This window comes from Thalassovita sp. ABM4_323, assembly GCF_056158665.1.
The window spans coordinates 1-26,576 of sequence record NZ_JBSWTS010000002.1 but is presented as its reverse complement, the minus strand read 5'-3'; the positions used below and the strand labels follow the sequence as shown (position 1 = coordinate 26,576).

Sequence of the window (26,576 nt, the reverse complement as noted above, 5' to 3'; positions counted from 1 at the left end):
CATCCAATATTGACCCCCTTGGTGGTGAGCAGGCCCGGCGCTGCGTAGCCCTCACATAGCGCAGCGGCGGCGGGCCTGCGGGGTTTCGGGTTGGCGCTATGCGCGGTTCTTGAAGCGCCAGCTTTCGTTACCGGTTTCGACGATTTCGCAATGGTGGGTGAGCCGGTCGAGCAGTGCGGTGGTCATCTTGGCATCGCCGAAGACGCTGGGCCATTCGCCGAAGGCCAGGTTGGTGGTGACGATGATGGATGTGCGTTCGTAGAGTTTGCTGATCAGGTGGAACAGCAATTGGCCGCCGGTCTGGGCGAAGGGCAGATAGCCGAGCTCGTCCAGGATCAGGAAGTCGAGGCGGGAGATCAGGTCGGCGGTCCGGCCCTGGCGCTCGGCGCGGGCTTCGGCATCGAGCTTGTTCACCAGGTCGACCACGTTGAAGAACCGGCCCCGGCGCCCTGCCCGGATACAGGTCCGGGCGATGCTGACGGCAAGATGGGTTTTGCCGGTGCCTGTGCCGCCGATCAGGACGAGGTTGCGCTGATGGTCGAGGAAGTCGCCGTTGGCCAGGTCGCGGATCAGGGTCTCGTTAACCTCGGCGGCCTCGAAGTCGAACTCCTCCAGTTCCTTGGCGAGCGGCAACTTGGCGATGGTCATTTGGTATTTGACTGACCGGGCCTGCTTCTCCCTGATCTCGGCGGTCAGCAGGTCACCAATGATCTGTTGCGGCTCGTGCTGGCGTTTGACGGCGGTGGTCAGGACCTCGTCATAGGCGGCCCTCATTCCGTAGAGCCTCAGCTTTCCCATCGCGTCGATTACCTCGGATCTTTCCATTCTGTGTTCTCCTCAGGCTGTCATATCGGTTGCAGTCGGCAATGGGCTCGCAGGCCAGCTTCAGCGCATCCGGGGTGGTGATTGTCAGGGGTGGTGGCGGCTCGCGGTGCCGGGCCAGGATGTTCAGCACGACGCCTGCGGAATGGACATTGTGCGACAGGGCTTCGGCGCAGGCCGCCTCGACCGCATCAATCCCGTCGGTCAGCACGGCGCTCAGGATGTCGACCATCTGCCGGTCACCGCCCGGCTGGCGTTCCAGCTTGCGCCACACGCGGCGGATTGGCACCGGCAGCTCCCATTCCCTGAAGGGCGCCCCGTTGCGAAGGGCGCCGGGTTTGCGGGCCAGAACGGGGATGTAATGCAGGGGATCGAAGATGGTTTTGTCCCGCCCGAAGGCCCGCTCATGCTGGCCAACGATTTGCCCATCCTGCCAGCATTCCAGCCGGGCGGCATAGGCCCTGATCTCCACCGGCCGCCCGACCGCCCGGGCATCGACCGAGTAGCGGTTCTTGTCGAACCGCACGAGGCAGGTCTTGGACACCGATGCGGGAACTGCATGGAATCCATCGAAAGGGCCGACGTAAGGCACAAGGCTCGGGCGCTCGTCCTCGAACACCTCCCAGATCGTCTTGTCGCGCAACTCTGGATGTTTGTTCGCCTTGGCATAGGCCAGGCAGCGATCCTCCAGCCAGGCGTTCAACTCGGCATAGGATTTGAACTTCGGACGCGGCACGAAGAAGCGCCGGCGGATCACGCCGACCTGGTTCTCGACTTGGCCTTTCTCCCAGCCCGAGGCCGGGGTACAGGCCACCGGGTCGACCAGGTAATGGCCGCACATCTGCTGGAACCGCCGGTTATAGGCCCGATCCTTGCCAATGAAGATCGCGTCAACGGCGGTCTTCATATTGTCGTAGATGCCCCGCGCACAGGCCCCACCGAAGAAGGCAAACGCCTTGTCGTGGGCGTCGAACACCATCTCCTGTGTCTCTCTGGGATAGGCCCGCACAAACGGCATCCGGCTGTGGCTCAGGCGCACATGCGCAACCTTCACCGTCGTGGTCACGCCGTCAATCAGGACAACCTCATGGCTCCAGTCGAACTGATAGGCTTCGCCCGGGTCGAAGCTCAGCGGCACGTAGGCAGCGGCGGAAGCTTCCCGGGTCGCCTTCGACCAACTCGCCGCATAGCGCCGCACCGCATCATAGCTGCCGTCATAACCCCGGTTGCGCAGCTCTTCGTAAATCCGAACCAGTGTCAGCCGCTGGCGTTTGGGTTGCCGGTCATTCTCAGCCAGCATCTCATCCAGATCGGACCGCCACGGGTCGATCTTGGGGCGGGGCTGCGTGGACCGGTCATAGCTGAACTCGGTTGCCCCGGACCGCACCACCTTCCGCACCGTGTTCCGTGATACCCGCAGCTCCCGGCAGATCTGCTTGATCGACTTCCCCTGGATGAAATGCGCCCGCCTGATCTTCGCAATCGTCTCCACAACCAACATCCCCAAATCGCTCCCTCAATCCTTTGAGGAAGCTTCTGAACAGAAATATCAGGGGGGTCACTTTTGGACGCCGATTACCCCAATACAGGGGTCAATCTTGCATGCCGGTTCACACGGCGCGAACGGTTCACGCCTTCGCTTTGACTGCCTCCGAGGGGAGGGCGCGGTGGAATAGCTTTGTCTCAGCTGCAAGGCTGGGGCAGTTTATTTTCTAACCATTTGACTATGGAACTGACAGAGGAAGCAGTCGCCACAATATTCCGGGCGGAAGAACCGTATCCGGAAGCGTGGAGCAGTCTTCTCCGGGATCGCTGAGAAGCGTTCATCGAAACCATGATGTACGAAGTCGAGAGTTTCGAGGGAGAAGGCAAACTGTGGCCTGAGGCCATGTTCATCGGAGGGCTTTAGGCCCTCTTTTTACCATATTACTCAATACGTTATGAACACAAATAGTATACCTGGAAACTGAAAATCTCCAAATGAAATTCAGGCTTTTCGCCTTGTCTGGAACGATGTGACCATCTTCATCAAATGGGAGCCGGAAGCCTTTGGAGGCGTGATCGCGCATCTTGAATTGATGACCGAAGACCGCGTGGCATTTCCTATCAGTGAAACGGGATATCGCTCCCACTTCTGCCACAAGGAAGACGTGGAGTTGCAAGGTTGACCTGTAGACTTTGTTCGAGCCTGGCTCGAGCAGGAAGGTTGAAAGCAGAAGAAGGGATGAAGCAGGAAAGATACGTCAAACGTTTGACAAAAAACACTTTTCTTCCAGAATAATTCCCGACCGCAAAAGAGCGATCACTCATCCAACCATCAGTCTTTCGAGACTGGTGGGAGCCAGACCTCGGAAGACCCCAAACAGGGGACAAGAGGCATGGCAAAACCAAGCCGCGATGCCGCTTTGGCGGCATTCAAGCAAACCTTTAGGCAGCTCGCACCCTATCGGCACCGCTATGAGGTGTTCCGGGATTTTGTGACCATGGCCGCGTGCAGCCTGCATAACAGCCTTCACAAGGACGAGGCCCGCGAAGAGGAGTACCTGCGGATCATCGGGCAGTATAAACCCGACGACCAACAGGCCTTTCCGAAACTGATGGCGCAGCTTGTGGCTGCGCTGGACGAAGAACCCCGAGACATCCTTGGTCCGCTCTACATGGAGTTGGAAATCGCCAACAAAGATGCAGGGCAGTTCTTCACCCCACCAGAGGTTTCCGAGCTTATGGCGCGAATGACCTTTGCCCAGGAGCTCGACAAGCTCGAGACCCAAGACTTCATCACCGCCGGGGAACCGGCGGCGGGGGCAGGGGGGATGATCCTGGCGTTGGTCAAAGTAATGATCGGTGCAGGGCATAACCCGGCCGAGAAGCTTTGGGTGCAGGCTATCGACTTGGACCGAATGGCCGCGCTGATGTGCTACATCCAGCTCAGTCTCTGGAACGTGCCCGCCGAGGTCATCGTCGGGAACACGCTTAGCTGGGATATCCGCGAAGTCTGGTACACCCCCGCCCATCATCTGGGATTGTGGAAGTACCGGCTCAGGCGGAAGGAGGGAAGTGCCGAGGTTGCGCCAGCTCCAAAGGAGCAGGCACCTGATCTGGTTGCTACATCCGGAGCCCCAAGCGTCCGAGAAGAACAACTCGGTTTCGACTTCTAGGGCCAGCTATGACCGAGAAATACGAGGAGTTCCAAATCGACTGGCGAGGGCAGGGGATCACCATCCGGTGGTGCCCTGAGTGGCTTGGTGGCGACACCGCACACCTTGAGATCGTGACGGCCGACCGTTCACCGCATCCGATATCCGAAACCGGGTATCGGTCCCACTTCTGCCCGCGCGAGCTGGTGGAAGATGCTGGTGGACCGGTGGCCTTTGTCACGGCATGGCTGGAGACGAAGGATGACGGCAAACCCGTTCAGCTTTCGCTCATATGAGAACGAAAGAGCCCCACACAGGGGCTCTTTTCTTGTTAGGTCTCCTGGCTCAAAAAGTCTGCTGCCGATTGAATGACCTCTGGCTGCGGATTTGTCATCGACCAAAGTTGGTCGCCGTAATCACGGCGCAAAAGGTATTCATGGATGTCGTAAAGCATCAAGCGCCGCAGCTTGCGCATGTCAGGTTCGTCGTAGGAACATAGAAAGATGTTTAGCAGGGCCTCCGAGCGAGAGTATGCTTCGAAATCAACAGGCCCATTCACCTTTTGAGCGATGAATTTCGCGGGGTAGAGTGCAAGAAACTCTTTGGCTTCCGGGTAGACATCGGGGTCTTCAAATCGTGCGACATTATCCAATTCGTTGAAGAAATGGTATTCTGAAAGGGGGTGGCGATATGGCTCATACTCGCTTCCAGCGCCCCGGAAAGTCACCCCCCAAATCCGTTGCGCGACATACCGCAAGTCGGAGAATGACCCATTGTTTGCACGGAAATCTTCAACCAGTTTTTCCCGTGTCCCGTTCCGATAGTTTTCCACGTAGGGGGACACTTCTTGGATGTCGTCCTCTATCTCGCTGATCATCTCTTGGCTTTGTTCTTGATCTAAACGCAGCGCCTGCCAGAGATCGTCAAGCGCCTCTTTGTGGCGTTTCTTTTTTACCAAAACTCTTGCGCGATTGAGATAAGGGGCGGGGTTTGGGCAGGCCTCAATCGAGGCTGAGTACAACAGAAAAGCATTGTGAAAGTGTTCTTTGGCCGCTGCGGCAACGCCAAGGTCAAAAATGCGTTTGCCTTCGTCATAACCTTCCGGCTGTTGAGGTGGTGGGTTCTTCCTAAATCTTTTGAACATCAACGCGCTTTCTGACAAATCTACGGAAGGCTAGCTATAGCACCACTTTTTCTTTTTCACCCTCTCAAAAGCTCTGAAACCGCAAACTTTGTCCAAGCAGACCAGCACAAATCCGGAAGAATCCGGGTTTGGCACGACTGACGAAAGCTGAGTCAGACCACCGACCGGAGCTTTGTGAAGCTGAGGTGAAGAGCTGGGTTTGACATTTTTCCGACGCCGAGCAGAATTTAGAGCACGCACTCGGTGCAAGATTGCCTGTTCGTAACGAACAATTTTCCTGCGGCCTCGCTCTCGCTGGCCTGCAAAATTCTTCGCGAACACGCATCTTGGCAGGGGCTTCCACCCCTTGCATCCCCCGGCAAGGGAAAGATCGCTCGAGGCGCGTTTCCCTTTGAACCCATTTAGCCTTTAGCTCCGCCCAGGTGACACGCAGCGACTACCAACGAGACTACCGCCAAAACTACAAGGATCACGCGAAACGCGTGAACCTGACTTTGTCGTTGCCCGAGTACCGTCGTGTCGTAAAGCTTGCATCCTGACGAGGATTGCCCGCGGCGACCTATCTCAAACGCACGGCCTTTGCCGCGCTTGAGAGCCGCCCCGAGCTTCCTGCGGAGATCGCGGCGCAGCTGGCCGACCTGGACCGCGTTCTTCGCACCGTTGCGAACAACGTGAACCAGATGGCCCGCTATTCTCACCGCGTCTGAGAGCTCCTGGATGAGCGAGAGCTCTTTCAGGAAATCGCCGCGCTGCACACCCAGTACATTGCCAGCATAACCCGCGCCGCGACCTCCCGAAGCCTTTGCTTCGGGCAGGAAGACGAAAACGGGTCATGATAGTCAAATCCATGAGCCGGAAGGAGCCCAGTTTCGGCCAGCTTGTCGGATACATCGACCGAGGAGCCAGCGGAACCGCATGGCGTATCCGGCACAACCTGCTTGCCCGAAATCTCTGAGCTATCCGGGATGAGTTCGCGCAGAACGGCGACCTGCTTCAGCGGCGCAAGAACGGGGTCTACCTCTACCACGAAATCATCTCGATCACCCGCGCCAAGGGCGTCGGTCTCGAGCGGCAGAAGACGGCCCTACGCGAAATAGCCGAGCGCTACATTGCAGAGCGATGTCCGGATAACCTGGTCTTCGGCAATCTACATGAGGACCAAGAACACTCGCTGCACTACCACCTGATAATCAGCGCGAATCCGGCCGGAGAGGCCAAACGCTTGCGTTTATCCAAGGGCCGCTTTCGGGAAATTCAGGTACAGCTTGAACGGCACGTCCTCGAGGCCATGCCTGAGCTCGAGCAGAACCGCGCCATTGAAAAAGACACGGAACGCCACGCACCGGAAAAGGCTCCCGAAGCAGGAGAACGCGCCACAGGTCAACCCAGTGACATCGCGGCGCTTGTCCGTGAGGCACTCAGTGAGAGCCCCGATCGACACGCCTTTCGGGAGCAGCTGCAAGCCCACGGGCTTAAGCTCTATATCCGGGGGAGGACGCCGGGAATCGTGCATCTTGAGAGCGGGAAGAAGCACCGCCTAAAGACTTTGAACCCCGATTTTCTGAAAGCCTTCGAAGCTCTGCCCGAGGAGCGGCTGACGGAGACCCGAGAAAAAACCGCGCCTGAGGGTGAAAAAGAAAAAGGTGCCGAAGCCCTGCCGGAACCACAGCGGCACCAAGAGCAAATACAGCAGCCACCAGACCTGCGGGACGAATGGAGGGCCGAGCTTGAGCGGCTCAGGAAAAGCCACGAGCAGGAGCAGCAGGCCGAGGCCGAACAGTCTGGAAATCTTCTCCGGGAACTGAAGGCGCTGGTCCGCTTCGCGGTGAGCGATACCCTGAGGGGCATTCGCTCGAGAGCCCTGAAGATGCTCGAGCGCCTAAAAATCCAACCAAGACAGCATGAGCATGAACGCGTGAGACGTGATCCGAACCGTCAGCGAGGCCGCTAAAGGGCTCGCCTCTTTGATTATGCCCAGAAGAGGGAAGCAGGAGGGAGCCAGGTATCTGCGCCGCCGTGAGCTGCGCCGCCTTCTGCGCTCTCGCCACTCTGGCCTTCTCATCGACGGGAAGAGTGGGCGTCTGAGCGAAGCCCATAGCTTTCAGAACGTATGCGTGGTGGCCCGCGTTTGAGCGGGGAAGACCAGCCGCTTTATCATCCCGAATGTCCTGGACCGGGCGAAGAGCGAAAGCTCGATAGTGGTGAACGACCCGAAAGGGGAAGTGTTCGAAGCCACTGCCGGCCACATGCAACGCGCCGGCTTTCGTGTCGTGGTGATAGACCCCGAAGACCTCACCCGCAGCGCACGTTTCAATCCCTTGCTCGAGGCCAAGACGGATATCGAGCTCGAGCAAGTGGCTGAAATTCTCATCAGGGCAGGGAGCTCAGGGAGCCAGAAAGACGCCTTTTGGGATCATTGAGCCATCCGCCTTGTCTGCGTGCTCCTGAAGCTCTTGCGCCGCTCCAGCAGGGAGGATGCTGGATACTTCACCCTCTGAAACCTCTATCGCTTGCTTCAGCACTTCGGCAGCGACTGAAGCCCGCTCGATGACTTCGCCATCACCTGGGCAGAGAACCCCGACGATCCGAACGACGGAAGCCTCTTTGATGAGTGGAAGGGGGCAACAACCGGAAACCCGCAGGCGGTCCAGAGCTTCGCCCTGACCGCGCTCACAGCCCTCAGGGCATTCACCAACCGGAACATGGTGGAGCTCACAGCAAGCAGCAGCTTCGAGCTGGCGTCAATCCGCCAGCAGAAGACCATCGTGTACCAAGTTATTCCGGCGCAGCACGCCGAGTATTATGGCTTCTGGACGAGCCTCTTTTTCCGCAGCGTGTTCAATGCCTGCATGAGAAGAATGCCCAAACCCTGAGAGCTTCCCGTCTATGTGCTCTTTGATGAGTTCGGCCACGCCACGCTTCCCGGCTTTGTCTCGGTGGCGAACACCATCAGGGGATACCGCGTGAGCCTTTCCATCATCCTGCAATCCATCTCGCAGCTCTCTGCCCGCTACGGGCAGGACTACGCCAAGAGTATCCAAGGGGGATTCAACAGCTACCTGACTTACAGCGGCTCAGACCCCGAGACCGCCCGATTTTTCGAGGGGCTTTCTGGCCGCGTGATCGAGCATCAGGAGGCGAGAGACGAACATGAAACCGCCCGTCACCATGAGCACAATCTGCTCAATTCCGACAGCATCCGCCGTATCGGAGAGGACGAGGCTATTTTGATATCCGGAAACCGACATCCCGCCAGATTGCGCACCATGCCATATTTCAAGCGCGGAAGATTCCGGAGCGCCTCGAAACAGCCTCCCGCAGGGCGGAGCGAAAACAGGTCGACCGGCCAGGTGAAGTGGGTGCCGATTTTCGCAGAAAAATTTGACTGAGAGAATAGGTCAGTATAATTGATGTATCCTGAAAAGGATGGGGTGAAAGGATAATCCGAAGATCATCCTTTCTGGCTACGGTCTAAGACCTGCTTTGTAGAGCATACATCATGTCACTGATGCTTGGTTTCCAGTTTGGATTGCGAATGTACCGCACTTCCTTTCTGAGAAACCCATGCTTTACCTGCATAGTCCACCGATGGGGATCAGAACTCACGAGCTCGTCAGCCACCAGACCTTGAACCACTGGATCACCTAAAGCAGCTTCCATGCTTTTGAACACTTGGGAGCAGACTTTAGAAACAGCTGGACTCATAGTCACTCGGTTACGAAATAAAATAGCCACGTTCAAAAACTGATACGTTTTGCATCTTCTCAGATGTGTAAACCGCTCAGAGCTTGGACGTGGCTTTATTGTATCAGCAAAACAGACGCAGGATAAGGTATAACGTGCCCCTAACCTCCGTCGTTAGGGGCAGTTATGGTCAAAAGATGGGGGGTGCGCGAGGTGTCAGGGGGCAATTTGTGCTGAAAATCAATAGGATCGTAGCGCCGGTTGTGGCGCTCTCTCCTGATTGTTCTCCTCAAATGTACCCCTGACTCCAAGGGGATGTCTTTGACAAGCGATGACAGCGGTTTCCATCCCCTTGGAGTCAGGGCTATGCCCCGACACCTCAGCGCACCCCCCAAGTGCTCCGCACGCTGACCAGACCGCTTCCCTTGCGCTGAATTTTGCTTTTCTTGGCCCAATGAGGTATAATTTTTTCGTACTTCTTAACTTTCTACACATGTCAAACGTTGTTTCGGTATCGACCGAAAGGGCTTGAGATTATGCGGAGCCGATGAAGCAGGCTCCGGATTTTTCAGGCCATATCGAGTCCCAAGTGAAAATAGGATATCTGGCCATCGACGGCGGGATGGATCAGAGAACGATTAAAGCAAACATTGCCCACTATCTCACTGAGCAAATCGCTGGCCGGTTGCCTCGCAAGGGGATGAAACGCGAAGGCCGGGAGAGCCAGGGACGTCCCTTTGTCATGGCGGAAATCGAAAGTGTTATGTGAGACCGGGAACTCAACCATGGCATCCGCCTTGGTTTGCATGTTCCCAATACCGAAGGTCGATCATGCGCCGAGGTCTTGGAACGCCATGCCTCGGATATCGCTGATGCCGTGGTGGACTTATTGCCAACACAAGAAGCCGTCGAAAAGAACGGCGAGGACCAAATTCTACACACTTCCTGCGATATCCAGATTGACGCCAATGGCCAGTCTGAGTGGAAAGGATTTGAAACGCGGCAGGTTTCGAGCGCGGTGTCACGGATACTTAGGAGCGGGCAGTAGACCAGTAGGCTTCAGGATGGATTTTGGGTGGCCTGACACACCCTTCCAGATAGGGGCAAAGAGGATGCTGGTTTCATCGACCTGAGCATAGTCGGTAACCCAGACGCGTTCAGAGCCAATGTACCCAGCTAGAATCTCCCGGATATTGTCTGCCCTTCTTTCTGAGGATGTTTGAAATAGCACGGTGAAGTCCGTGTTATTTTCAAGGATAGGTCGGTGCAGGCCTTTGGCATGGTAGAGATAGTAGCCATGAACCTTTTCCCGGATTTTTTCGAGTCCATGGGTGCCTCGGTCAATCTCGAGGAAGAGGAGTCGGTCGTGGACTTTACCATTCCGTTCAGCCTTCAGGATGATCAACGCATCAGGATAGATGACATAGCTCCGGCGGTTTATGGGGCTTACCAGCTCTGTGTAGAGCTCGTAGCGATGCCGGGATGCATAGTCCTGTGCTCTGCTTCGCATCTGAAAATCAGGAATGAAGGTATCGAGGTAGACCACGTCTTGCTTGCTGAGGGCGAGTTCGAGGTTGATCCGGAACTCTGAGAGGTCCAGTGCGTGCTGGAGAAAGGCCTGCTTGACATCTCGTCCCTTGCGCCAGCTTCTTTCGGCCTTGCCGATCTTGGCGAGATACTCTGCTCCCTTTTTATCGAGAAGGTATATGTACTCGGATTGAGGCTGAGCGAGACGGCTGTAGGGTTCAGCCTTATGAATATAGCCGCTATGAAACAGCTTTCTGAGCCGCCCGTTAGCCGCCTGGGTGTCCACACTACTAGGGAAAAACAGGCGTCGGATTTGCGAAACAGACAGGTAGCGGTAGCGACCAAGCGCCCGCATAATTTCTACATCGCGCTCAGTGATCTTGAAATTTGGCAGCTTCCTGGGTTCTCGTTTGTGACGCGAGAGGGGCTTTTGATCATCCAAAGGGTAAATCCTCGTCGTCAGCTATATCATTCGTCTCGTCTTCCTGAGGAGGCTCCGGGGTCAGGGTATCGTAGAACTTGATCGTGTCTCCGAAGGCATCCTTTTGCCGCTTGATGATTTTCGCTTTCGCTGCTCTCAGGGGAAGGTATTGGCCTTTGTGTATCTCCACGACCTCGAGCTTGAGCCCGTCCACCATATCTTCCGCGAGCTGACGCGACATCTTACGCTCCGGCATGTGAGCCACCCGGCAATGCACGGGAGGTTGGTTTTCGATTTTCACAAAAGCCTGGGCCACGTCGAGATTTCTCATCTCGGCCCGTTTCATGTACATCAGGTCGTTCAGGGTCCAGAACTGGACCGACGCAACTTCTTCAACTTCTTCGATCTCGAAAAAGGGCACGTCCCCGACGCTGTACCCTTGGCTTTCGGAGTGACTTTGCGTCTGGGCTGTGCCCTTTGTTTCGGCAGTGCCACGCGTTTGGGTCTGAGAGCGTTGCTGGGTTTGCGCCAGCCCTTGAGTATCAGAGCTACCACGGCTCTTCGTGGTGCCAGAACTCTTGGTGAGCGTCTCAGATTGGTTCTTGGTGTGAGAGCTAGATTCTGTTTGAGAATGGCTCTCAGAGCTATTTTGCCCCTGTGTTTGGGCTCTGGATTGGTTGGTCGAAGAGCTCTTCCCGTACTGCTCACCCGAAAACTCGGTGTGGGCGTCACTGGTGCTTTCATTGCGACCATGCGTGTCGGTAGTGGTTTCGTTTTGGCTCGTGGTCTTTGACCAATTGTCTGTATGAGCCTGTGAGGTTCCGTGCTGATCGGACCATGAAACGGATTTGCCCTTCGTGCTGGCGCGGCCTTCCGTATGGCTCGAGCCTAGATTGTAGCTCGAGTTGTCGCTGTGACCCCGCGACGTATAGCCATCTTCGTCCATGGATCGACTATCGCCGGAACCATAAGAGCTCCCACGGCTATCTGTGTCTGAGGATGAGCGCGTTTCGCTGTCAGACCGTCCTTGAGTGGTGGTCTGACTTTGGTTTTGACCACGAGTATCCGCTCCCCCTATGGATTTTCCGACACTCTGGCCCTGAGCAAGTGCCGAGGACTGGCTTGTTCCATGGGAGTCGCTGTGGGTATCAGATCGACCGAAGTTGAGGCTCTCAGATCTTCCTTCAGAGCTCCCGGTCGTGTCTGTGATCGAGGAAGACTTGCCTAGTGTATTGGTCTGGCCTGTGGATCGGCCCGTCGTATCAGCTGTCCCCTTGGTCTGCCCATGAGAGGTGGAACTGGTATGCCCGTCAGTGGTGGAGTCTGTGTGACTGCGTGAGCGTGTTTCGCCCTCGCTGAGCCCTTCCGCCTCGCTGTCAGAGATAGTTGAACTCGAGGACCGCTGATCAGATTGTCCAGTGGTTTGTGAAAACTGCTCCTGTCGGACCCGTCGGGTCGTTTCAATATGGCGTTCTCTGATACGGGTCTGAGTGTGCTTGATCGTCTTCAGATCAACGAAACCCTCCTGGATTTCCTTGTTCATGATCTCAGCGTCTTCGAAGGACAGGCCCCCAAAAACGACCTTGTTTTTGCAGTTGGTAAGAACGGACTGATACAGGTAAGCGTTGTCGCGCTTGAGCTGCCCGAGATGTTGGTGCGCCAGCAGGTAGAAAACCTTGAACTTTCGCACTTCCTCAAGTGAATAGGCGATGTCGTTTGAGACGTACTGAGCAAATTCGTCAATGTAGATGTAGAAGGGTTTGAGACGGGGATCGTAGGGGTCTCGCAGACGTGCAACCCGATAAAGCTCCGAGACCAGCAGGGTTCCCATTAGCTTCGCATCTGGCAGCGTCACCCTGCCGTGCTGGTCATTGAGGTTAACCAGCAGAATTTTCCCCTCTTTCATGATCTGAGGCAGATCGAGCACGTTGTCTTTCTGGCCGATGATAAGTCGAATAAGCTCGTTCTGAAGAAAGGATACGAGGCGGTTCCCGGCCCCTTCGATCATCTCTGACCGGCGTTGTGAATTGCCTTCGATTATCCCCTCCCAATCGACGCGCACGACCTCATTCACGACATTCTGGACGAGCGCTTTGCGCAGATGGTCGTTCTTTTCTGTCGAAATAAGGGCCGCGCTTTCTAGGAGGGTCATGTCGTTGACCAGGAGCGTGTGCGCGATGTTTTGCAGCCAGCGAGCTATGCGGGGTGTATCCGTAATATCTTCCTGGCCCCATGCCTTGAGGCAGGCCGAAACGAAGTTCTTTTCGATGTAGTCGAACCGATCCTTCTCTCCGGCCGGAAGCGGATTGAAGCCTATGACATTCTCGAGGTCGTTGAACGGATTGAAGAGAATCAAACGGTCTGCGAGCGTTGATTTCTCTGTGGCGATATAAGTCAGGATGTCCTGATAGAGCTTCCCATGTGGATCAATAAGACAGACCCCACAGCCACGGTTTTGCACGTCCTGTCGGAGCAGGAGCTCTAAAAACTTGGACTTCCCTGTCCCAGTTGAACCAAGAATATGCGTGTGGTTCTGTCGATGCTTGGGCGTGAACCCGAACAGCTCCTCTGAGGTCACGTCATGACCGATGAGCGTCGGCTTTTCGCTTCTCCGTGCGCTTAGCGCACCGCCCCCAGTATCTCCGATGCGGCCCAACGACGACTTGCGGGGTCTCTTGGTTGGGATGATAGATCGTTTCATAGTTTACTCTTCGATACCAAGCTCGCGCTCGCGAGCGAGCCGATAAGCATTGATTTTGTCGCGCTTCTCGGTGTCCGAAAGGTCACTTCGCTCAACCTCAGTGATTTTCTCCGAGTACCGCTCAACGATCAGCTCGATCTGCTGAGCCCTCTGAAGCTCATGCGGAATCTGAGATAGTTCTCGCAGCCGCGCTTTATCAGGAACATGCTTTTGCATCAGCCCGTACAGGGTTGCTGCGCGATCAGTGGAGACTTCAACAGAGTTGTCACCAGCCAAACGATTGATCAGGTGCTGCATTAAGTCATTGAATTGAAACTCTTCGAGGTTTCGAGCCTTGATTGCCTCTGCTTCGCTTTCAAGGAGATTTATCCTCTCTAGGTAGCCTCGTTCCTTTTCACGAAGGCCCGCAATCTTGCGCTCGCTAGCTTCAATTTTTGTTTTCAGATCATCAATCTCTTGATGAGCTTCCGCGATTTTCTGGACCAAACCTCGGTTCTCATCTTGTGCAGCGGCAGTGGTCTCTTTTTCCTTTTCGATCTCCTGTTCTTTCTCTTTGATAATGGCTTCATACATTTCAACGCCTTCGTCTCGGCTCTGTCTCATAGTCCTGATGAGATCGCCGCGCTCTGTTGCCGACTTTTGAGAGGACTCAAGCACCCTCTGAAGATCAGGAACTTTCAAGTGTTCCTGATATGCTTGAACCAATATCCAGTCGGGACGAACAAGAAGGAACAAAAGCAGCACAAAGTAGATAAATACGAAGATTAGTGCTCCGAGGAACCCCAAAATTCCAGATTGGCTGGACATCCCAATGATGAGAAGAAGTGGAGGAATTATCCCAATGAACACAAGAAAGACACCCTTGTTGAGAAAGAGCTGTTTGTGTTTGGATTTGTCTTCTCGCCAAAGGCGGTCTTGCTCATTGAAGAGCCGGATAAATTCTTCCCAGGGCTTCATTTGGGGCCTTTTGTCGATCTAGGGCACACTCCATCATAGATGCCGTGTGCATTGGTGTTTTTTGTCTATATATCAATCCGTTTGCACACACGCAGCAAGCAAATCGGAGCTGCACTTATCACGTCATACAGCGTCAACCCGATTTCCTATCTTCGGTCCACTAGGTTTCGTCTTGAGCGGAGTACCCGCTCGAACAGAGGCGATAGAACGTACTCTTCGAGATGTCGAAGCGCTGCATGAGTGCTTGACGTGTCTCCCCTGCCCTATGTGCCGCTCTCAGCTCCTCAACTTGCTCTGAAGTAAGCTTTTCGCGACGACCGAACTTCACCCCCTTCTGCTTGGCCTTCTCTATGCCTTCCGCTTGGCGCTCTGAGATGAGGTCGCGCTCAAACTCAGCGACAGCGCCCAGGAGATGGAAGGTTAGCCGACCAGCTGGCGTTGTTGTGTCGATGCTCTGATCGAGCACGATGAAATCGACTCCCTTCCGCTCGAGGGTCTTGGTGATGTCCTGAAGGTCGAACATAGAGCGAGCCAGGCGGTCGAGCTTGGTGATGACCAGCACATCCCCTTCCCTGCAAAACTCGAGCGCGGCGTTCACAGCGTCACGCTTCTGGCGTGAAGCTCCAGAGCGCTTCTCCTGGAACACCTTTTCACAGCCGAAGGCCGTGAGCTTGTCGATCTGCGTGTCGAGGCTCTGTCCGACCGACGACACACGCGCGTAACCTACTTTCATGGTTTCAAAATGTCTTAGGAATTATGGGAAATCAATATGGGAAGACTTTTGGGACGGAAGAAATCGCCACCCTGCCCCGGTCCCACAAAGTATAGTTTATGGGACATGGTCAAAAAGGCAAATCGGGTTTAGTGTCGAGCGCAACGAACAACCGGGCAGCTTCGAGAGACGGCTTCAGCACATTTTCTTGCGAAAATCCCTTTGCTGAATAACATCTTAACGGACACGCCCCTTTAAGATGTAACAAGAACAACAATGACCGAAGCCCAAAAACTGACTCTTGAGAAACAGCTCTGGAAGATCGCGAACGAGCTTCGCGGGAAGATGGATGCGGATGAGTTCCGCGACTACATCCTTGGCTTCATCTTCTATAAGTACCTCTCAGAGAAGCAGCACCTCTTTGCAAACAAGCTCCTCGAGACCGAGGACGTCACTGACTATGTCGATGTGACCGACGAGGAGGACCTTGAGGCCATCAAGGAGGAGTTGCTCGAGAAACTTGGATACTTCCTGAAGCCTGAAGAGCTCTTCAGCGCCATCACGAAGAAGGGGAACATCAAGGTTGATGAGGACGACGAGGAGGAAGTCGGAAACTTCATCCTTGAAGACCTTCAGAGCATTCTAAACGCCATCGAGCAAAGCACGATGGGAAACGAGAGCGAAGACGACTTCAACAAGCTCTTCGAAGATATCGACCTGGCAAGCACGAAGCTTGGACGCACCCCGAACGCCCGCAACAAGCTTATCGCGAAGGTGCTGGCACACTTGGACGCCATCGACTTCCAGCTTGGGCAAGTGGATTCAGACGTTCTTGGCGATGCCTATGAATACCTTATCGGGCAATTCGCATCCGGAGCCGGTAAGAAAGCCGGGGAGTTCTATACCCCTCAGCAGGTTTCCCGCGTCCTCGCGAAAATCGTAACCCTCGGGAAAACCCAGATCAAAAACGCCTATGACCCGGCATGTGGTTCAGGTTCTTTGCTTCTTCGCATCGCGAAAGAAGCGGATGTTGGCGAGTTCGCTGGGCAAGAGCTTAACCGAACGACCTACAACCTCGCTCGAATGAACATGATCCTGCACGATGTGCATTTCTCGCGCTTCGACATCCGGCAAGAGGACACCCTCGAGGAGCCGCAGCACCTAGAAGAGCGTTTTGAGGCAGTAGTGGCAAACCCGCCCTTCTCCGCGAAATGGAAGAGCTCTGACAATCCTCTCCACGAGACCGATGACCGTTACAGCCAGTATGGCCGTCTAGCGCCAAGCTCGAAGGCTGACTACGCTTTCGTGCAGCACATGATCCACCAGCTTGCGGACAACGGAACCGCCGCCGTAGTGCTGCCGCACGGGGTGCTTTTTCGTGGTGCAGCTGAAGGTATTATCCGCGAGTACATCATCAAAGACCTCAACTACCTGGATGCGGTTATCGGGCTTCCACCGAACCTTTTCTATGGGACATCCATCCCTGCTTGCATCTTAGTTCTCAAAAAATGCCGTGTGCATGATGAGAATATCCTATTCATCGACGCGAGCGCTCACTTCGAAAAAAAAGGAAACCAAAACCGCCTTACCGACGAGCATGTTGCTCAAATCGTTGACGCCTACGAGAAGCGAGAAACTATAGAAAAATATGCTTACGTCGCACCAATCTCCGAAGTCGCTGAGAATGACTACAACCTGAACATTCCTCGCTACGTCGATACCTTCGAGGAGGAAGATGCTGTCGATCTGATAGCTATTACAACCGAGTTGCAGGGGCTCGAAACAGAGATGGCACAGACCGACGCTTCCCTCGCCAAATTCTGTGAAGAACTTGGCATCGTTTCTCCGTTTAATTCCTAAGCCTGCATCATGACAAACACCAATCGACAAAACGAGCCAAAGCTCAGATTTCCGGGGTTTGACGTGGCCTGGAAAGAAAAAACGTTAGGCGACTTTTTCACTTTCAAGAACGGAGTGAACGCCGACAAGTCATCCTATGGAAGAGGTAGAAAATTCATCAACGTTCTCGATATCATCTCCGACACGCCAATCACGTATGATAGCATCATCGGCAGCGTTGAGATTTCTGACAAAGAGTTCGAAAAAAACGAAGTTCGCTACGGTGATATTCTGTTTCAACGAAGCTCTGAGACCCGAGAAGAGGTAGGTCAGAGCAACGTCTACCTTGACCCAGAACATTCCGCTACTTTTGGTGGCTTTGTTATCCGGGGTCGTCCGGTTACTGAAATCGAACCCGAATACTTTCATAACCTCTTGAAAACTGCACGGGTGCGCAAGGATATGACTGCCCGAAGCGGTGGTAGCACGCGCTACAATGTTGGGCAGGAGTCGTTGTCAGCAGTTTCGATCACTATTGCGCCCACTCTCAATGAGCAACGGAAGATCGCGGACTTCGTTGGCGTGGTGGAAGCAAAGATTGCGCAGCTGGAGCGCAAGAAGGCCTTGGTGGAAGGCTATAAAAAGGGCTGCATGCAACAGCTTTTCAGCCGGTCCGTCCGCTTCAAGGATGAGGATGGTAACGACTTCCCAGATTGGGCAGAGAAGCGGCTAGGAGATATTGGTAAGACCTTTGGCGGCCTTACCGGCAAGAGCGCCGCCGACTTTGGTTCGGGAGCTCGCTTCGTCACCTACTTGCAAGTGTTCAAGGCTTCGCAAATTTACCCGGAGCAATGCGGCTTCGTCGAAGTATCAGCAGACGAGCGCCAAAACACAATTCGGCGTGGGGACATCATATTCACTACCTCGAGTGAGACACCTAAAGAGGTAGGTTTTGCATCAGTAGTGACTTTAGAGATGCCAGATACTTACCTAAATAGTTTCTGCTTTGGTCTTCGCCCTAATAACATTAATGCTCTGCTTCCTGAGTTTTCTCGGTATCTGTTTCGATCAGAGGGATATCGCACCAAGGTCATTCCGTTGGCTCAAGGAAGCACACGCTACAATCTTTCAAAAGCCAGCTTTTTGAAGATTAAACTTCACATCCCCCACCCCGATGAACAAAGGAAAATTGCGGACTTCCTATCTACTCTGGACCGCAAACTGGACCAAGTAGAGCAAGAACTCGAGCTCGCCCAGACGTTCAAGAAGGGTTTGCTTCAACAGATGTTTGTGTAAGCGCCCTGCCCTATGGAAAAGCTCAAACACGAAATCCAGCGGATCAAGCGCCACCGACTAGAATACTACCACAGCCATCTGGACCTGGTAGAAGGCTACATTGACGAAAAGCCAGATATCTCGATTGAAACCTGCAAGGCTCTCATTGAAGGTATCTCTAAGCTCTCGCTGCACCTGCTCAACCAAGAGCCGCTCGACAGCCACAAAGATGAGAAGTTTCAGGCGCTCGTGAAACGGGCGCTCCTCGAGCTTCAAAAAGGCCGTGGCTTCTCCGATGCTGAAGCCTGCCGCCGCATGTCGGGGTTTGTTCACTACATTGGTGAGGTCCGCAACGAGCACTGCGACATCGGGCATGGTCGCGCATCGCTCAAAGAGCAGGTGAACGACGCAGAGTTTGCCGACCTAATTGTCGGGATCACGGATAACATCTGTACATACATGCTGCGCCGCTTGGACCGGCTGGCAGACAAGGTTACGGAATATGAGGACAACCCGGAGTTCAATGACTTCCTTGACGAGCAGAACCCGCTCCCTGGGAAAATCCGGTACAGCCGAGCCCTCTTCGAGCAAGAATTTGAAACCTATGAGATCGAGCTTGGCGATTTCCTTTTAGAATTTAACCCTGAAGAAGAATGACACAGACAGAGCAACAGCTAGAGAACGCCCTTATCGCGCAGCTTGAAAACCTGGGCTGGGATAAGGTGACGATTGCCGATGAGAATGACCTTTTGGTCAATCTCAAACGTCAGCTGGAGAAGCACAACAAGCTGCTCCTCTCTGACCTCGAGTTTCGGCAAGTTCTCAACAAGCTCGCTCGCGGGAACATCTTCGAGAAGGCCAAAATTCTTCGCGATAAGGTGGACTACACCCGCGACGATGGAACGACCGGCTATATTGAGCTCATCAACCAGATTCAGTGGTGCAAGAACCAGTACCAGGTGACGCATCAGGTCACCATGACGGGCAAGTACACGAACCGCTATGACGTGACCTTGCTTGTGAACGGCTTGCCCCTCGTGCAGATCGAGCTCAAGCGCCGAGGCCTTGAGATGAAAGAGGCCTTCAACCAGACCAACCGCTACCACCGCCACAGCTTTTCAGCGGGCTATGGGCTCTTTGGGTACATTCAGCTCTTCGTCATCAGCAATGGGGTTAACACCAAATATTACGCCAACAACCCGGTGAACCGGCGCGACTTCAAGCAGACCTTTTTCTGGGCCGACGAAGAGAACAGGAAAATCTCGCAGCTCAGCGAGTTTGCTGAGGCCTTCCTCGAGAAGTGCCAGCTCTCGAAGATGATCACGAAGTACATCGTGCTGCATGAGAGTGACCAGCTGCTCATGGCGCTGCGTCCCTACCAGTTCTATGCCGTTGAAGCGATTGTCGAGCGTGTCGCGAACACGCAGAAGAACGGCTACATCTGGCATACGACCGGCTCAGGAAAGACGCTCACGTCCTTCAAGGCCGCTCAGATACTCACGCAGAGCTCGAAGGTGCATAAGGTGGTCTTTGTCGTGGACCGCAAAGACCTCGATTTCCAGACCATCAAGGAGTTCAACAGCTTCCAAGAAGGAAGCGTTGACGCGACCAACAACACCAAGAAGCTGGTGGACCAGTTCGCGGATGATACCCCGCTCATCGTGACCACCCTTCAGAAGCTCAACACGGCTATCAGCAAAGAGCGGCACCTGAAGGTGATGGAGAAACTCAAGGACAAGCGCATGGTCTTCATCTTCGATGAATGCCACCGTAGCCAGTTCGGAGAGACCCACAAGCGGATCACAGACTACTTCGATAACGTGCAGATGTTCGGGTTCACCGGAACACCGATCTTCCTAGAAAACGCCGGAACCCATGCCTACACGATGCCCGATGGGCGGGTTGTGAAGGGCAAGAGAACAACAAAGGATCTCTTCGGAGACCAGCTGCATAGCTACGTCATTACCGATGCCATCCGCGATGAGAACGTCCTGAAGTTCTCGGTCGAGTACATTCGAACCGTGAAACGCAAAGACCAGGTGGAAGACATCGAAGTCGAAGCCATCGACACGGCCGAGGTCATGGAGGCCCCTGCCCGTCTCGAGAAAATCGTGGATTACATCATCGCGAACCACGACCGGAAGACGCATAGCCGCGAGTTCACGGCCATCATGTGCGTCTCCAACGTGAAGAGCCTGATCGCATACTACGAGCTCTTCAAGGCGAAGAAGGACGCTGGAGAGCACAACCTCAAGATTGCGACCATCTTCTCCTACCAAGCGAACGAAGAAGATGCCGACGCCGATGGCCTTGGTGATGCCGATGACTTGCCGGACGAAAGCCGCCCGGTGAACAAGCACAGCCGCGAGAAGCTGGACGAGTACATTGCCGACTACAACGCGATGTACGGGACCAACTATTCGACCAAGGACAGCAAGCTTTTCTACAACTACTACAAGGATGTAGGTAAGCGCGTGAAAGCACGACAGGTCGATATCTTGCTCGTCGTCAACATGTTCCTCACCGGCTTTGACAGCAAGCCGCTCAACACGATCTACGTCGATAAGAACCTCAAGTACCACGGGCTCTTGCAGGCTTATTCCCGCACCAACCGGACGATGGGCGCGAAGAAATCCCAAGGAAACGTGGTGGTCTTCCGCAACCTCAAGCCCGCTACCGACAAGGCTATCGAGCTGTTCGCGAACAAGGACGCACAGGAAGAAATCATCCTCGCGCCCTACGAAGACTATGTGCAGAAGTTCGAGGAAGCGACCGCGAAGCTCTTTGCCATCACGCCGACCGTCGAGAGTGTGGATGAGCTGCTCACCGAAGAGGATGAAGCCGCTTTCGTGCAAGCCTTCCGTGAGCTGATCCGAGTGAAGAACGTGCTGGATTGCTTCACGCAATTCGACTTCTCTACCCTACCCCTAGATGAACAGACTTTCGCAGACTTCCGCAGCAAGTACCTTGACCTCTACGACAAGGTTCGCAGTGAAAAAGAAAAAGAGAAGGTTTCGATCCTTGATGACCTGGACTTCGAGGTCGAGCTCATCAGCCGCGACAAAATCAACGTCAGCTACATCATCAATCTGCTGCGCGACATGCAGAACAAGAAGCCTGAAGAGCAGGCCAAGGCTCGCAAGAGCATCATGGATGTGCTCGACACCGAGGCTCAGCTCCGTAGCAAGAAAGAGCTCATCGAACGCTTCATCTCGCAGCACTTCCCTGACCTACCGGCAAGCGCCGATGTTGGGGAGGAATTTGATAGCTACTGGCAAGCGAGGAAGCAGGAAGCCATCGCGAACCTGAGCGAGGACGAAGGCCTCAAGCAAGAAGGCCTTGAGAAGGTTATTGGAACCTACCTCTTCACCGAGAAGACCCCAATGCGCGACGACGTTATCGGGATTATGGAAAAGCGCCCTGGCCTACGAGAACGTCGCAGCGTTGCAGACCGGGTGATCGAGAAGATCAAGGCTTTCGTGGAAACCTTCATCGACGGGGTGGACTAGCCCCCTCCCCTTTCCAACTTGAAGCAAACTGATCCGGGAAACTTTGCGTTTTCCGGATTTTCCGTATAATGTGGACATTACCCTCTAAGCATAAGGCCCATGAGCATGAAAACGATGACCGCATCCGTCGCGAGCAAGGAGTTCGGGCGCTACCTGGACGCCGCGCAGCGCGAACCCGTGATCGTCACCAAGAAAAACCGCCCTGTCGCGGTGACCGTGTCCTTTCAGGACTGGGAGGAGCTGACCAAGCTTCGTATTGAGCGCGGCCTCGCTCAGGGGCTTGATGACATCGAGAACGGACGCTTCGAAGAGGTCAGCGATGCCAGCACAGCGGCTCGCCTTGCCCGCTTCAAGGATCGTAACTCCAGCGCGGCATGAAGGTAGTGATGACGCAGACCGCAAGCGAAAGCTTGTGGCCGATTTACCTGTACCACTCGGACTACTCGCAAGACTACGCCGAGGCTTTTCAGTACGAGATTGACCGCTTCATCTTGGAACACCTGAGCAGCAATCCCCTGCTCGGGCACCTCTACCATGAGCCGCGCGGCATCCGGCGTCTGATTTTCCAGAAGCGCTACAACATCTACTACACGCTCCGAGACGACACCGTCTTCGTGCTGTTCATCTTCGATGGGCGGATGGGGATCAATCAGGACATCGAGGAGCATGGTCTCGATACCGATGACCTTATCGGATAAATATATAGTTTCGATTTAACCGAAACTATCAAAACACTCGAAACACCCACGGACCGGAACCAGCGGCCTAAATCAATCAAATGGGTTGTTTCGGTTAAACCGAAACACTTTGTTCAACAAGTTATTTGCATTCTTTAAGTTTACACATACAATCGAAACTATGAAAATAACCGTCTACAACATGAAGGGCTCAGCGGGGAAAACCCCGATAGCCACGAACATCGCGCTCGACAGGGAATATGCCCTGGCGACCAACGAGCCCTACAACCTTCTGGACGCGATCCTCCCTGAGGAACGGCTCTTCTCGCTTCAGCCTGACGAGGAGTTTCCTGAGTTTCCCGATGGTATCGACGTGGTCTTCGACCTTGCGGGGCTCATGTCTCGTGATGCACGGCCCAGTATCGTCTCAGCGGTCTCTCAGTCCGATGTGGTGGTGGTGCCGATCTACAACGAGCTCAAGTGCATCCACGCAGGGATACACACCATCAGAGAGCTTCAGCCATACAACAAGAACATCGTCGTAGTGGCGACGAAACTGGCGAAACGCAAAGGCGAGGTCTTCAAAGACTGGAGCGACAGCGAGGACACCAAGAACATCAAGGCGGTGGTCGATCACGCGATAGGGCAGGGGATACCCGTGCTTCCGCTGAAGTTTTCGCGCGTCTTTGATACGATCTTCGAGCAAGAGCGCTCTATCCGGCACATGATGGAAGAGGACGCCCTGGCTCGCTACACCTATCGCGAGGTGGCCGCGCAGTTTGATAGCTTACTTTCTTACCTCGAGCAGAACTATGCCTAAGAAAAACGACCTCTCTATGTTCAAAAAGGTTGAACCGGATAATTCGGTTAAACCGAATGAACTGAAATCCATCCTTGCCCCGAAAACAACCGGCAGGAAACCCAAGAAGCCAGCGGACAAAGAGTCTGAGGTGGTGGCGATCAAGCTGACACCAGCTGAGCTTGCGAAGCTCGAAGAAAAGGCGGGCCTCGTTCCGAAGTCCACCTATCTCAAGCACATCCTGAGAAACGATACCGATATCTTTGAATGATTGGAATAAATCGAATGTTTCGGTTAAACCGAAACAACAGGTTGTTTTAGTTGCTTCTCTATTTCTTCAATCTGCGCTCTGAGCGCTTCCGGCTCCTGTGAGCCGTTTTTTTGTGCCCACTGAGCAGGGGAGGGGAGGGCAAGACCGCGAGCCTCCCAGAATTTTTTGATATCCGGGAAGGTCAGGCGATCCTTCCAGCCACCCTGTTTGAAAGCATTCACATAGACTGCGCTGCCGAGTGTGAGTTGAAACTCTGCCGTAACCGCCTCTCTCTGGCCCTCAGAGAGCTCCTGAAAGGCCTTTTCGATGATTTCCGCCGTAGACCACCTATAAGCCGTCTCTGCGTCTCTCTGGGCCGTTTTGAGCGCTTCTAGCTCTCGCTCGAGCTTCTCGCGGGCAGCTTTCCTCTCTTGCGCTGCTTCAAGCGCCTTTTTCTTGGCCGCACCTTCGTTGTGATAGTCCTGCTCAACAGCTGCTTTGAGGAAGCCTGCTTTGGAGGATTTGATCTTTCCGCTCGCAGCTTGAGAGCTCGCTAGGTCGAGCTTATCAAAAATATGCTCTTCGCCGTACTCAAGGAGCCACGAACGCGCGAGGGTCTTGGAGATGCCTTCTTTAAGCAGCGCTTGGTAAGCTGGGTTTTGCGTAATGTCGTCTTCGGTCTCCATTCCGACCAATGACAGCTGGCGGTTCGGACGCACGATGAACCGCAAGCCTGTAACGCTACGGCCCTTCATTCGGGTTTCCATCTCGACTTGGATGTTGGAGAGCTTGTTTACCTCCTTCATCGCAGGCTGAATCACGTTCCAATTCAGCGCTTTGAAGGGTTTGTAGCTCGACATCATATCGACCCCCATCAGCTTGCGGAACACATCCACGTCCCACCAAGCCGTATGGCCAATACCTTCGAAGCGATAGCAGTTCTCATACAGCACGAGCGCATGAGCGCTGTTCATCTCCCGAAGGACGCTGAGGTTGATCTTCGAGTACACGTCCGGATGGTAGAGCTTCTCAGCAAGAGCCCGTTCATAGCGGTAGGTACAAGTCCCACCTTTGATCTTGGCATAGGGGAGGAGCACCATCGCTTCCCAGGAGCGCTCTCCGTCCTCTTCGAGCACGTCAAACTCCACCACGGTTTCCATGAGCCCCTTGAGCGCTCCTTTGAGGTAACCGATGTTCTTGCTATCGAAACCGATCATCTCGCAGAGGACTGAAGCACTGATTTCGTGATTTTGCGCCGTGAGGAGCTGGTCATAGGCATTGTAGAGCAGAGCGTTCACCAGCTTGCGTTGAAGCAGCGACAGCTTCGCACCGATGTGAATCGCTGCGACGTGCTTCTTCAGTATCTGGTTGTCACGACTGACTTTTTTCGACTCTTGGCTCATGGTGTAAATTCTAAAGAATATCGTTACACCATTCTATGCCTATTTGTGAGAATGCAAGTTTTTCTGCCCAACGCCTGCGAAAGGTGAACCGCTCAGGTGAGATCGTTTTCCCCATATCCATACACCTTAAGCCTTCTCAGAGGGCTTCCGAAGGGGTGTTCTTGGAGGTCGAAGACTCGCGCATCGGCTCCTTTCTTGATGATATTCAGTCTCTTAGGGGTATCGCCCCATAAACATACACCTTAGACCCCATATCCATACACCTAGCAGAGCCAGACCCCCATTTTTTCGCTATCTTATCAGATAGTTACAGATACGAAGAGAGCGCCCCATATTTGTACACCTTAGACCCCACAAACATACACCTGTCGCCCCATATCCTTTCACCTTAAATCCGAAATTTCCCTATAAACGTACACCTCACGCCCCATAAATATACACCTTACACCCTGTAAAGCGCTGAATTTAAGCCACTTTTCAGCCCCTAAACATATTAAACGTTGTTCTTCTAAACATACTAAACAACAACAGGGAGCCTCACGGCCCCCTGTCAGCTCAGGTTGTTGCTTTCTTGAATTTTGAAAAGAAAAAGGATGAAGGGCGAGACCTCTACGCCTTTCGACCCAGAAGCCAAGCGTTCAGATCCTCATAGCCAGCATAGTAGCTGCGCATATCGGCAAGTTTCGAGCTATCGTCCACGTTCTCAAAGAGTTTGCGCGTGGCGGCATCGCCCGCCGCGTCGTTGTCCAGGTAGAGCCGGACCTCTTCAAAGCGCGGATCATTCAGGAAGGGCAGGGCGCGAGGCCAGAGGTTTGTGGTGTTTAGCACCAGTACCGCTCCGACCGGCTGCGCCGGTTTGTCTTTCGAGAGGTAGGAGAGGAAGTCCATGAAGCCTTCGAAGACCTGGAGCCGGGTTGCTCCCGGCTTGTCATGGAAGGTCACCGCTTTGCCCGTTCCTACGAAACCTTTGAAGAGCGCGTTGCGGGCTTCGAACCCATCTCCGGAGGGGTAACCGAGGGCAAAGTACTTTCCAGCGCTCTGAGGGCCCTTAAACTCGATTTCTCGCAGGTATTCACGGGCGATATCATGGTCGATACCGCGTTTCGTCAGATATTGAAGAAGGGCAGGGTGCTGGAGCGTGCTCTGTGACACCAGCTCAAAGGCCCCACTTTTTTCTTTTTCACCCTCAGCGACCTGTTTTCTTGGCGAAGCCTCAGACCGGCGCGAAGCGCCGCGCAAGCTCGAGGTTGTCGGGGTAGAAAGGGTAGGGGAGTAGAGCCGCGTTTGTTCGAGATGACGGAGCGCGTCCCGCACATCGCAGGAACACATCTCCCGCACGAGGTCGATGATGTTGCCACCATGAGCAACACCGTGATCGAACCAGACGTTTTTGATGGTATCGACCTTGAAGGACGGGTTTTCGTCCCCGTCTCTGATAGGCGAGTGATACCAAAGCTCCCGGCCACCCTGGCGGGTCTTCTGCGGTCGAAGGCCTTGGCGCTCGAGGTACTGCTCGAGGGGGATACATTTGGCTTGCGCGATGTTCATCGTTGGGAATGTTACACGGATAAGAGCGTTTGGGTGGTGAAAAGGGGAGGGGGAAGCCACTGTGAGCCTCGCAATTCTACCGCTACCCCTTGGCGTCAAGAACCGCGCTGCCGCTGGCCCTGGCGGGCACGGCGCGATGTCAATCGGCATTGAAGTTTGACCCCCTATCGG

The 26,576-nt window shown here is 54.4% G+C and carries 24 protein-coding genes and 2 pseudogenes; 16 read left to right on the top strand and 10 right to left on the bottom strand.

The window, feature by feature from the left end:
* Positions 1-96: 96 nt before the first annotated feature.
* Positions 97-825 carry an IS21-like element helper ATPase IstB gene (gene istB / locus ACXADQ_RS00360; RefSeq protein WP_083783480.1) on the bottom strand — a complete coding sequence of 243 codons (729 nt, stop codon included), beginning with the start codon at positions 823-825 and terminating at the stop codon, positions 97-99.
* Positions 758-2,323 carry an IS21 family transposase gene (gene istA, locus ACXADQ_RS00355; RefSeq protein WP_008335500.1) on the bottom strand — a complete coding sequence of 522 codons (1,566 nt, stop codon included), beginning with the start codon at positions 2,321-2,323 and terminating at the stop codon, positions 758-760. The genes istB and istA overlap by 68 nt, the downstream gene beginning before the upstream one ends.
* Positions 2,324-2,837: 514 nt before the next feature.
* Between istA and ACXADQ_RS00350 the strand changes: the two genes are divergently transcribed.
* The 3 genes from ACXADQ_RS00350 (at position 2,838) to ACXADQ_RS00340 (ending at position 4,255) form a co-directional block, all read left to right on the top strand.
* The gene (locus ACXADQ_RS00350) at positions 2,838-2,990 is read left to right on the top strand and encodes a hypothetical protein (protein ID WP_475313752.1); all 153 of its coding nucleotides are present in this window, start codon (positions 2,838-2,840) and stop codon (positions 2,988-2,990) included.
* Between the two features lie 210 nt (positions 2,991-3,200).
* Positions 3,201-3,980, top strand: a complete 780-nt coding sequence (locus ACXADQ_RS00345) for an N-6 DNA methylase (protein ID WP_475313747.1) — start codon at positions 3,201-3,203, stop codon at positions 3,978-3,980.
* Positions 3,981-3,988: 8 nt separating this feature from the next.
* The gene (locus ACXADQ_RS00340) at positions 3,989-4,255 is read left to right on the top strand and encodes a hypothetical protein (protein WP_475313743.1); all 267 of its coding nucleotides are present in this window, start codon (positions 3,989-3,991) and stop codon (positions 4,253-4,255) included.
* Between the two features lie 35 nt (positions 4,256-4,290).
* Here ACXADQ_RS00340 and ACXADQ_RS00335 read toward each other — a convergent pair whose 3' ends face one another.
* Complete coding sequence (locus ACXADQ_RS00335) at positions 4,291-5,103, bottom strand: hypothetical protein (protein ID WP_475313740.1); 813 nt, start codon at positions 5,101-5,103, stop codon at positions 4,291-4,293.
* Between the two features lie 545 nt (positions 5,104-5,648).
* On the opposite strand from ACXADQ_RS00335, the gene ACXADQ_RS00330 reads away from it, so the two are divergent.
* Positions 5,649-5,810 (top strand): hypothetical protein, encoded by a 162-nt coding sequence (locus ACXADQ_RS00330; RefSeq protein WP_475313736.1) that lies wholly within the window; start codon positions 5,649-5,651, stop codon positions 5,808-5,810.
* A gap of 26 nt (positions 5,811-5,836) precedes the next feature.
* Here ACXADQ_RS00330 and ACXADQ_RS00325 read toward each other — a convergent pair whose 3' ends face one another.
* A complete protein-coding gene (locus tag ACXADQ_RS00325) occupies positions 5,837-6,130 on the bottom strand; it encodes a hypothetical protein (protein ID WP_475313731.1) in 294 nt (97 codons plus the stop codon).
* Between the two features lie 195 nt (positions 6,131-6,325).
* Here ACXADQ_RS00325 and ACXADQ_RS00320 point away from each other — a divergent pair, with 195 nt between their 5' ends.
* From ACXADQ_RS00320 to ACXADQ_RS00305, 4 genes and pseudogenes are all read left to right on the top strand, one after another.
* Positions 6,326-7,054 carry a hypothetical protein gene (locus ACXADQ_RS00320; protein WP_475313728.1) on the top strand — a complete coding sequence of 243 codons (729 nt, stop codon included), beginning with the start codon at positions 6,326-6,328 and terminating at the stop codon, positions 7,052-7,054.
* Positions 7,055-7,247: 193 nt separating this feature from the next.
* Positions 7,248-7,523 (top strand): annotated as a pseudogene (locus ACXADQ_RS00315) (type IV secretory system conjugative DNA transfer family protein); the annotation flags it as partial.
* Positions 7,524-7,661: 138 nt separating this feature from the next.
* A pseudogene (locus tag ACXADQ_RS00310) lies at positions 7,662-8,492 on the top strand (type IV secretory system conjugative DNA transfer family protein).
* An 842-nt stretch (positions 8,493-9,334) separates the two neighbouring features.
* A complete protein-coding gene (locus ACXADQ_RS00305; RefSeq protein ID WP_475313726.1) occupies positions 9,335-9,556 on the top strand; it encodes a hypothetical protein in 222 nt (73 codons plus the stop codon).
* Between the two features lie 252 nt (positions 9,557-9,808).
* Here the strand turns inward: ACXADQ_RS00305 and ACXADQ_RS00300 are convergent, their stop codons facing one another.
* The 4 genes from ACXADQ_RS00300 to ACXADQ_RS00285 form a co-directional block, all read right to left on the bottom strand.
* Positions 9,809-10,756, bottom strand: coding sequence for a replication-relaxation family protein (locus tag ACXADQ_RS00300; RefSeq protein WP_475313721.1), 948 nt, complete (start codon positions 10,754-10,756; stop codon positions 9,809-9,811).
* A complete protein-coding gene (locus ACXADQ_RS00295; RefSeq protein ID WP_475313719.1) occupies positions 10,749-13,436 on the bottom strand; it encodes a type IV secretory system conjugative DNA transfer family protein in 2,688 nt (895 codons plus the stop codon). The genes ACXADQ_RS00300 and ACXADQ_RS00295 overlap by 8 nt, the downstream gene beginning before the upstream one ends.
* Before the next feature lie 3 nt (positions 13,437-13,439).
* Entirely contained in the window at positions 13,440-14,393 is a 954-nt protein-coding gene (locus ACXADQ_RS00290) for a hypothetical protein (RefSeq protein ID WP_475313717.1), read from the bottom strand.
* Between the two features lie 160 nt (positions 14,394-14,553).
* Positions 14,554-15,126 (bottom strand): recombinase family protein, encoded by a 573-nt coding sequence (locus ACXADQ_RS00285; RefSeq protein ID WP_475313712.1) that lies wholly within the window; start codon positions 15,124-15,126, stop codon positions 14,554-14,556.
* 255 nt (positions 15,127-15,381) lie between these two features.
* Here ACXADQ_RS00285 and ACXADQ_RS00280 point away from each other — a divergent pair, with 255 nt between their 5' ends.
* The 8 genes from ACXADQ_RS00280 to ACXADQ_RS00245 all read left to right on the top strand — a co-directional run bounded on the left by ACXADQ_RS00280 (position 15,382) and on the right by ACXADQ_RS00245 (position 23,475).
* A complete protein-coding gene (locus ACXADQ_RS00280) occupies positions 15,382-16,965 on the top strand; it encodes a type I restriction-modification system subunit M (protein ID WP_475313708.1) in 1,584 nt (527 codons plus the stop codon).
* Between the two features lie 9 nt (positions 16,966-16,974).
* A complete protein-coding gene (locus tag ACXADQ_RS00275) occupies positions 16,975-18,240 on the top strand; it encodes a restriction endonuclease subunit S (RefSeq protein WP_475313704.1) in 1,266 nt (421 codons plus the stop codon).
* A 12-nt stretch (positions 18,241-18,252) separates the two neighbouring features.
* Positions 18,253-18,876 (top strand): abortive infection family protein, encoded by a 624-nt coding sequence (locus ACXADQ_RS00270; protein ID WP_475313700.1) that lies wholly within the window; start codon positions 18,253-18,255, stop codon positions 18,874-18,876.
* On the top strand, positions 18,873-21,728 hold the full coding sequence (locus tag ACXADQ_RS00265; protein ID WP_475313695.1) for a type I restriction endonuclease subunit R: 2,856 nt from the start codon (positions 18,873-18,875) through the stop codon (positions 21,726-21,728). Before ACXADQ_RS00270 ends, ACXADQ_RS00265 begins: the two co-directional genes overlap by 4 nt.
* 105 nt (positions 21,729-21,833) lie before the next feature.
* Positions 21,834-22,106, top strand: coding sequence for a type II toxin-antitoxin system Phd/YefM family antitoxin (locus tag ACXADQ_RS00260; protein ID WP_165971820.1), 273 nt, complete (start codon positions 21,834-21,836; stop codon positions 22,104-22,106).
* An 8-nt stretch (positions 22,107-22,114) separates the two neighbouring features.
* Positions 22,115-22,426 (top strand): type II toxin-antitoxin system RelE/ParE family toxin, encoded by a 312-nt coding sequence (locus tag ACXADQ_RS00255; RefSeq protein WP_133344590.1) that lies wholly within the window; start codon positions 22,115-22,117, stop codon positions 22,424-22,426.
* Between the two features lie 160 nt (positions 22,427-22,586).
* The gene (locus ACXADQ_RS00250; RefSeq protein WP_475313684.1) at positions 22,587-23,225 is read left to right on the top strand and encodes a hypothetical protein; all 639 of its coding nucleotides are present in this window, start codon (positions 22,587-22,589) and stop codon (positions 23,223-23,225) included.
* Positions 23,218-23,475 (top strand): hypothetical protein, encoded by a 258-nt coding sequence (locus tag ACXADQ_RS00245; RefSeq protein WP_475313680.1) that lies wholly within the window; start codon positions 23,218-23,220, stop codon positions 23,473-23,475. The genes ACXADQ_RS00250 and ACXADQ_RS00245 overlap by 8 nt, the downstream gene beginning before the upstream one ends.
* A 23-nt stretch (positions 23,476-23,498) precedes the next feature.
* On the opposite strand, the gene ACXADQ_RS00240 is transcribed toward ACXADQ_RS00245, so the two are convergent.
* Entirely contained in the window at positions 23,499-24,857 is a 1,359-nt protein-coding gene (locus ACXADQ_RS00240) for a replication initiation protein (protein WP_475313676.1), read from the bottom strand.
* A gap of 609 nt (positions 24,858-25,466) precedes the next feature.
* Positions 25,467-26,405, bottom strand: a complete 939-nt coding sequence (locus ACXADQ_RS00235; RefSeq protein ID WP_475313671.1) for a toprim domain-containing protein — start codon at positions 26,403-26,405, stop codon at positions 25,467-25,469.
* Positions 26,406-26,576: the final 171 nt, after the last annotated feature.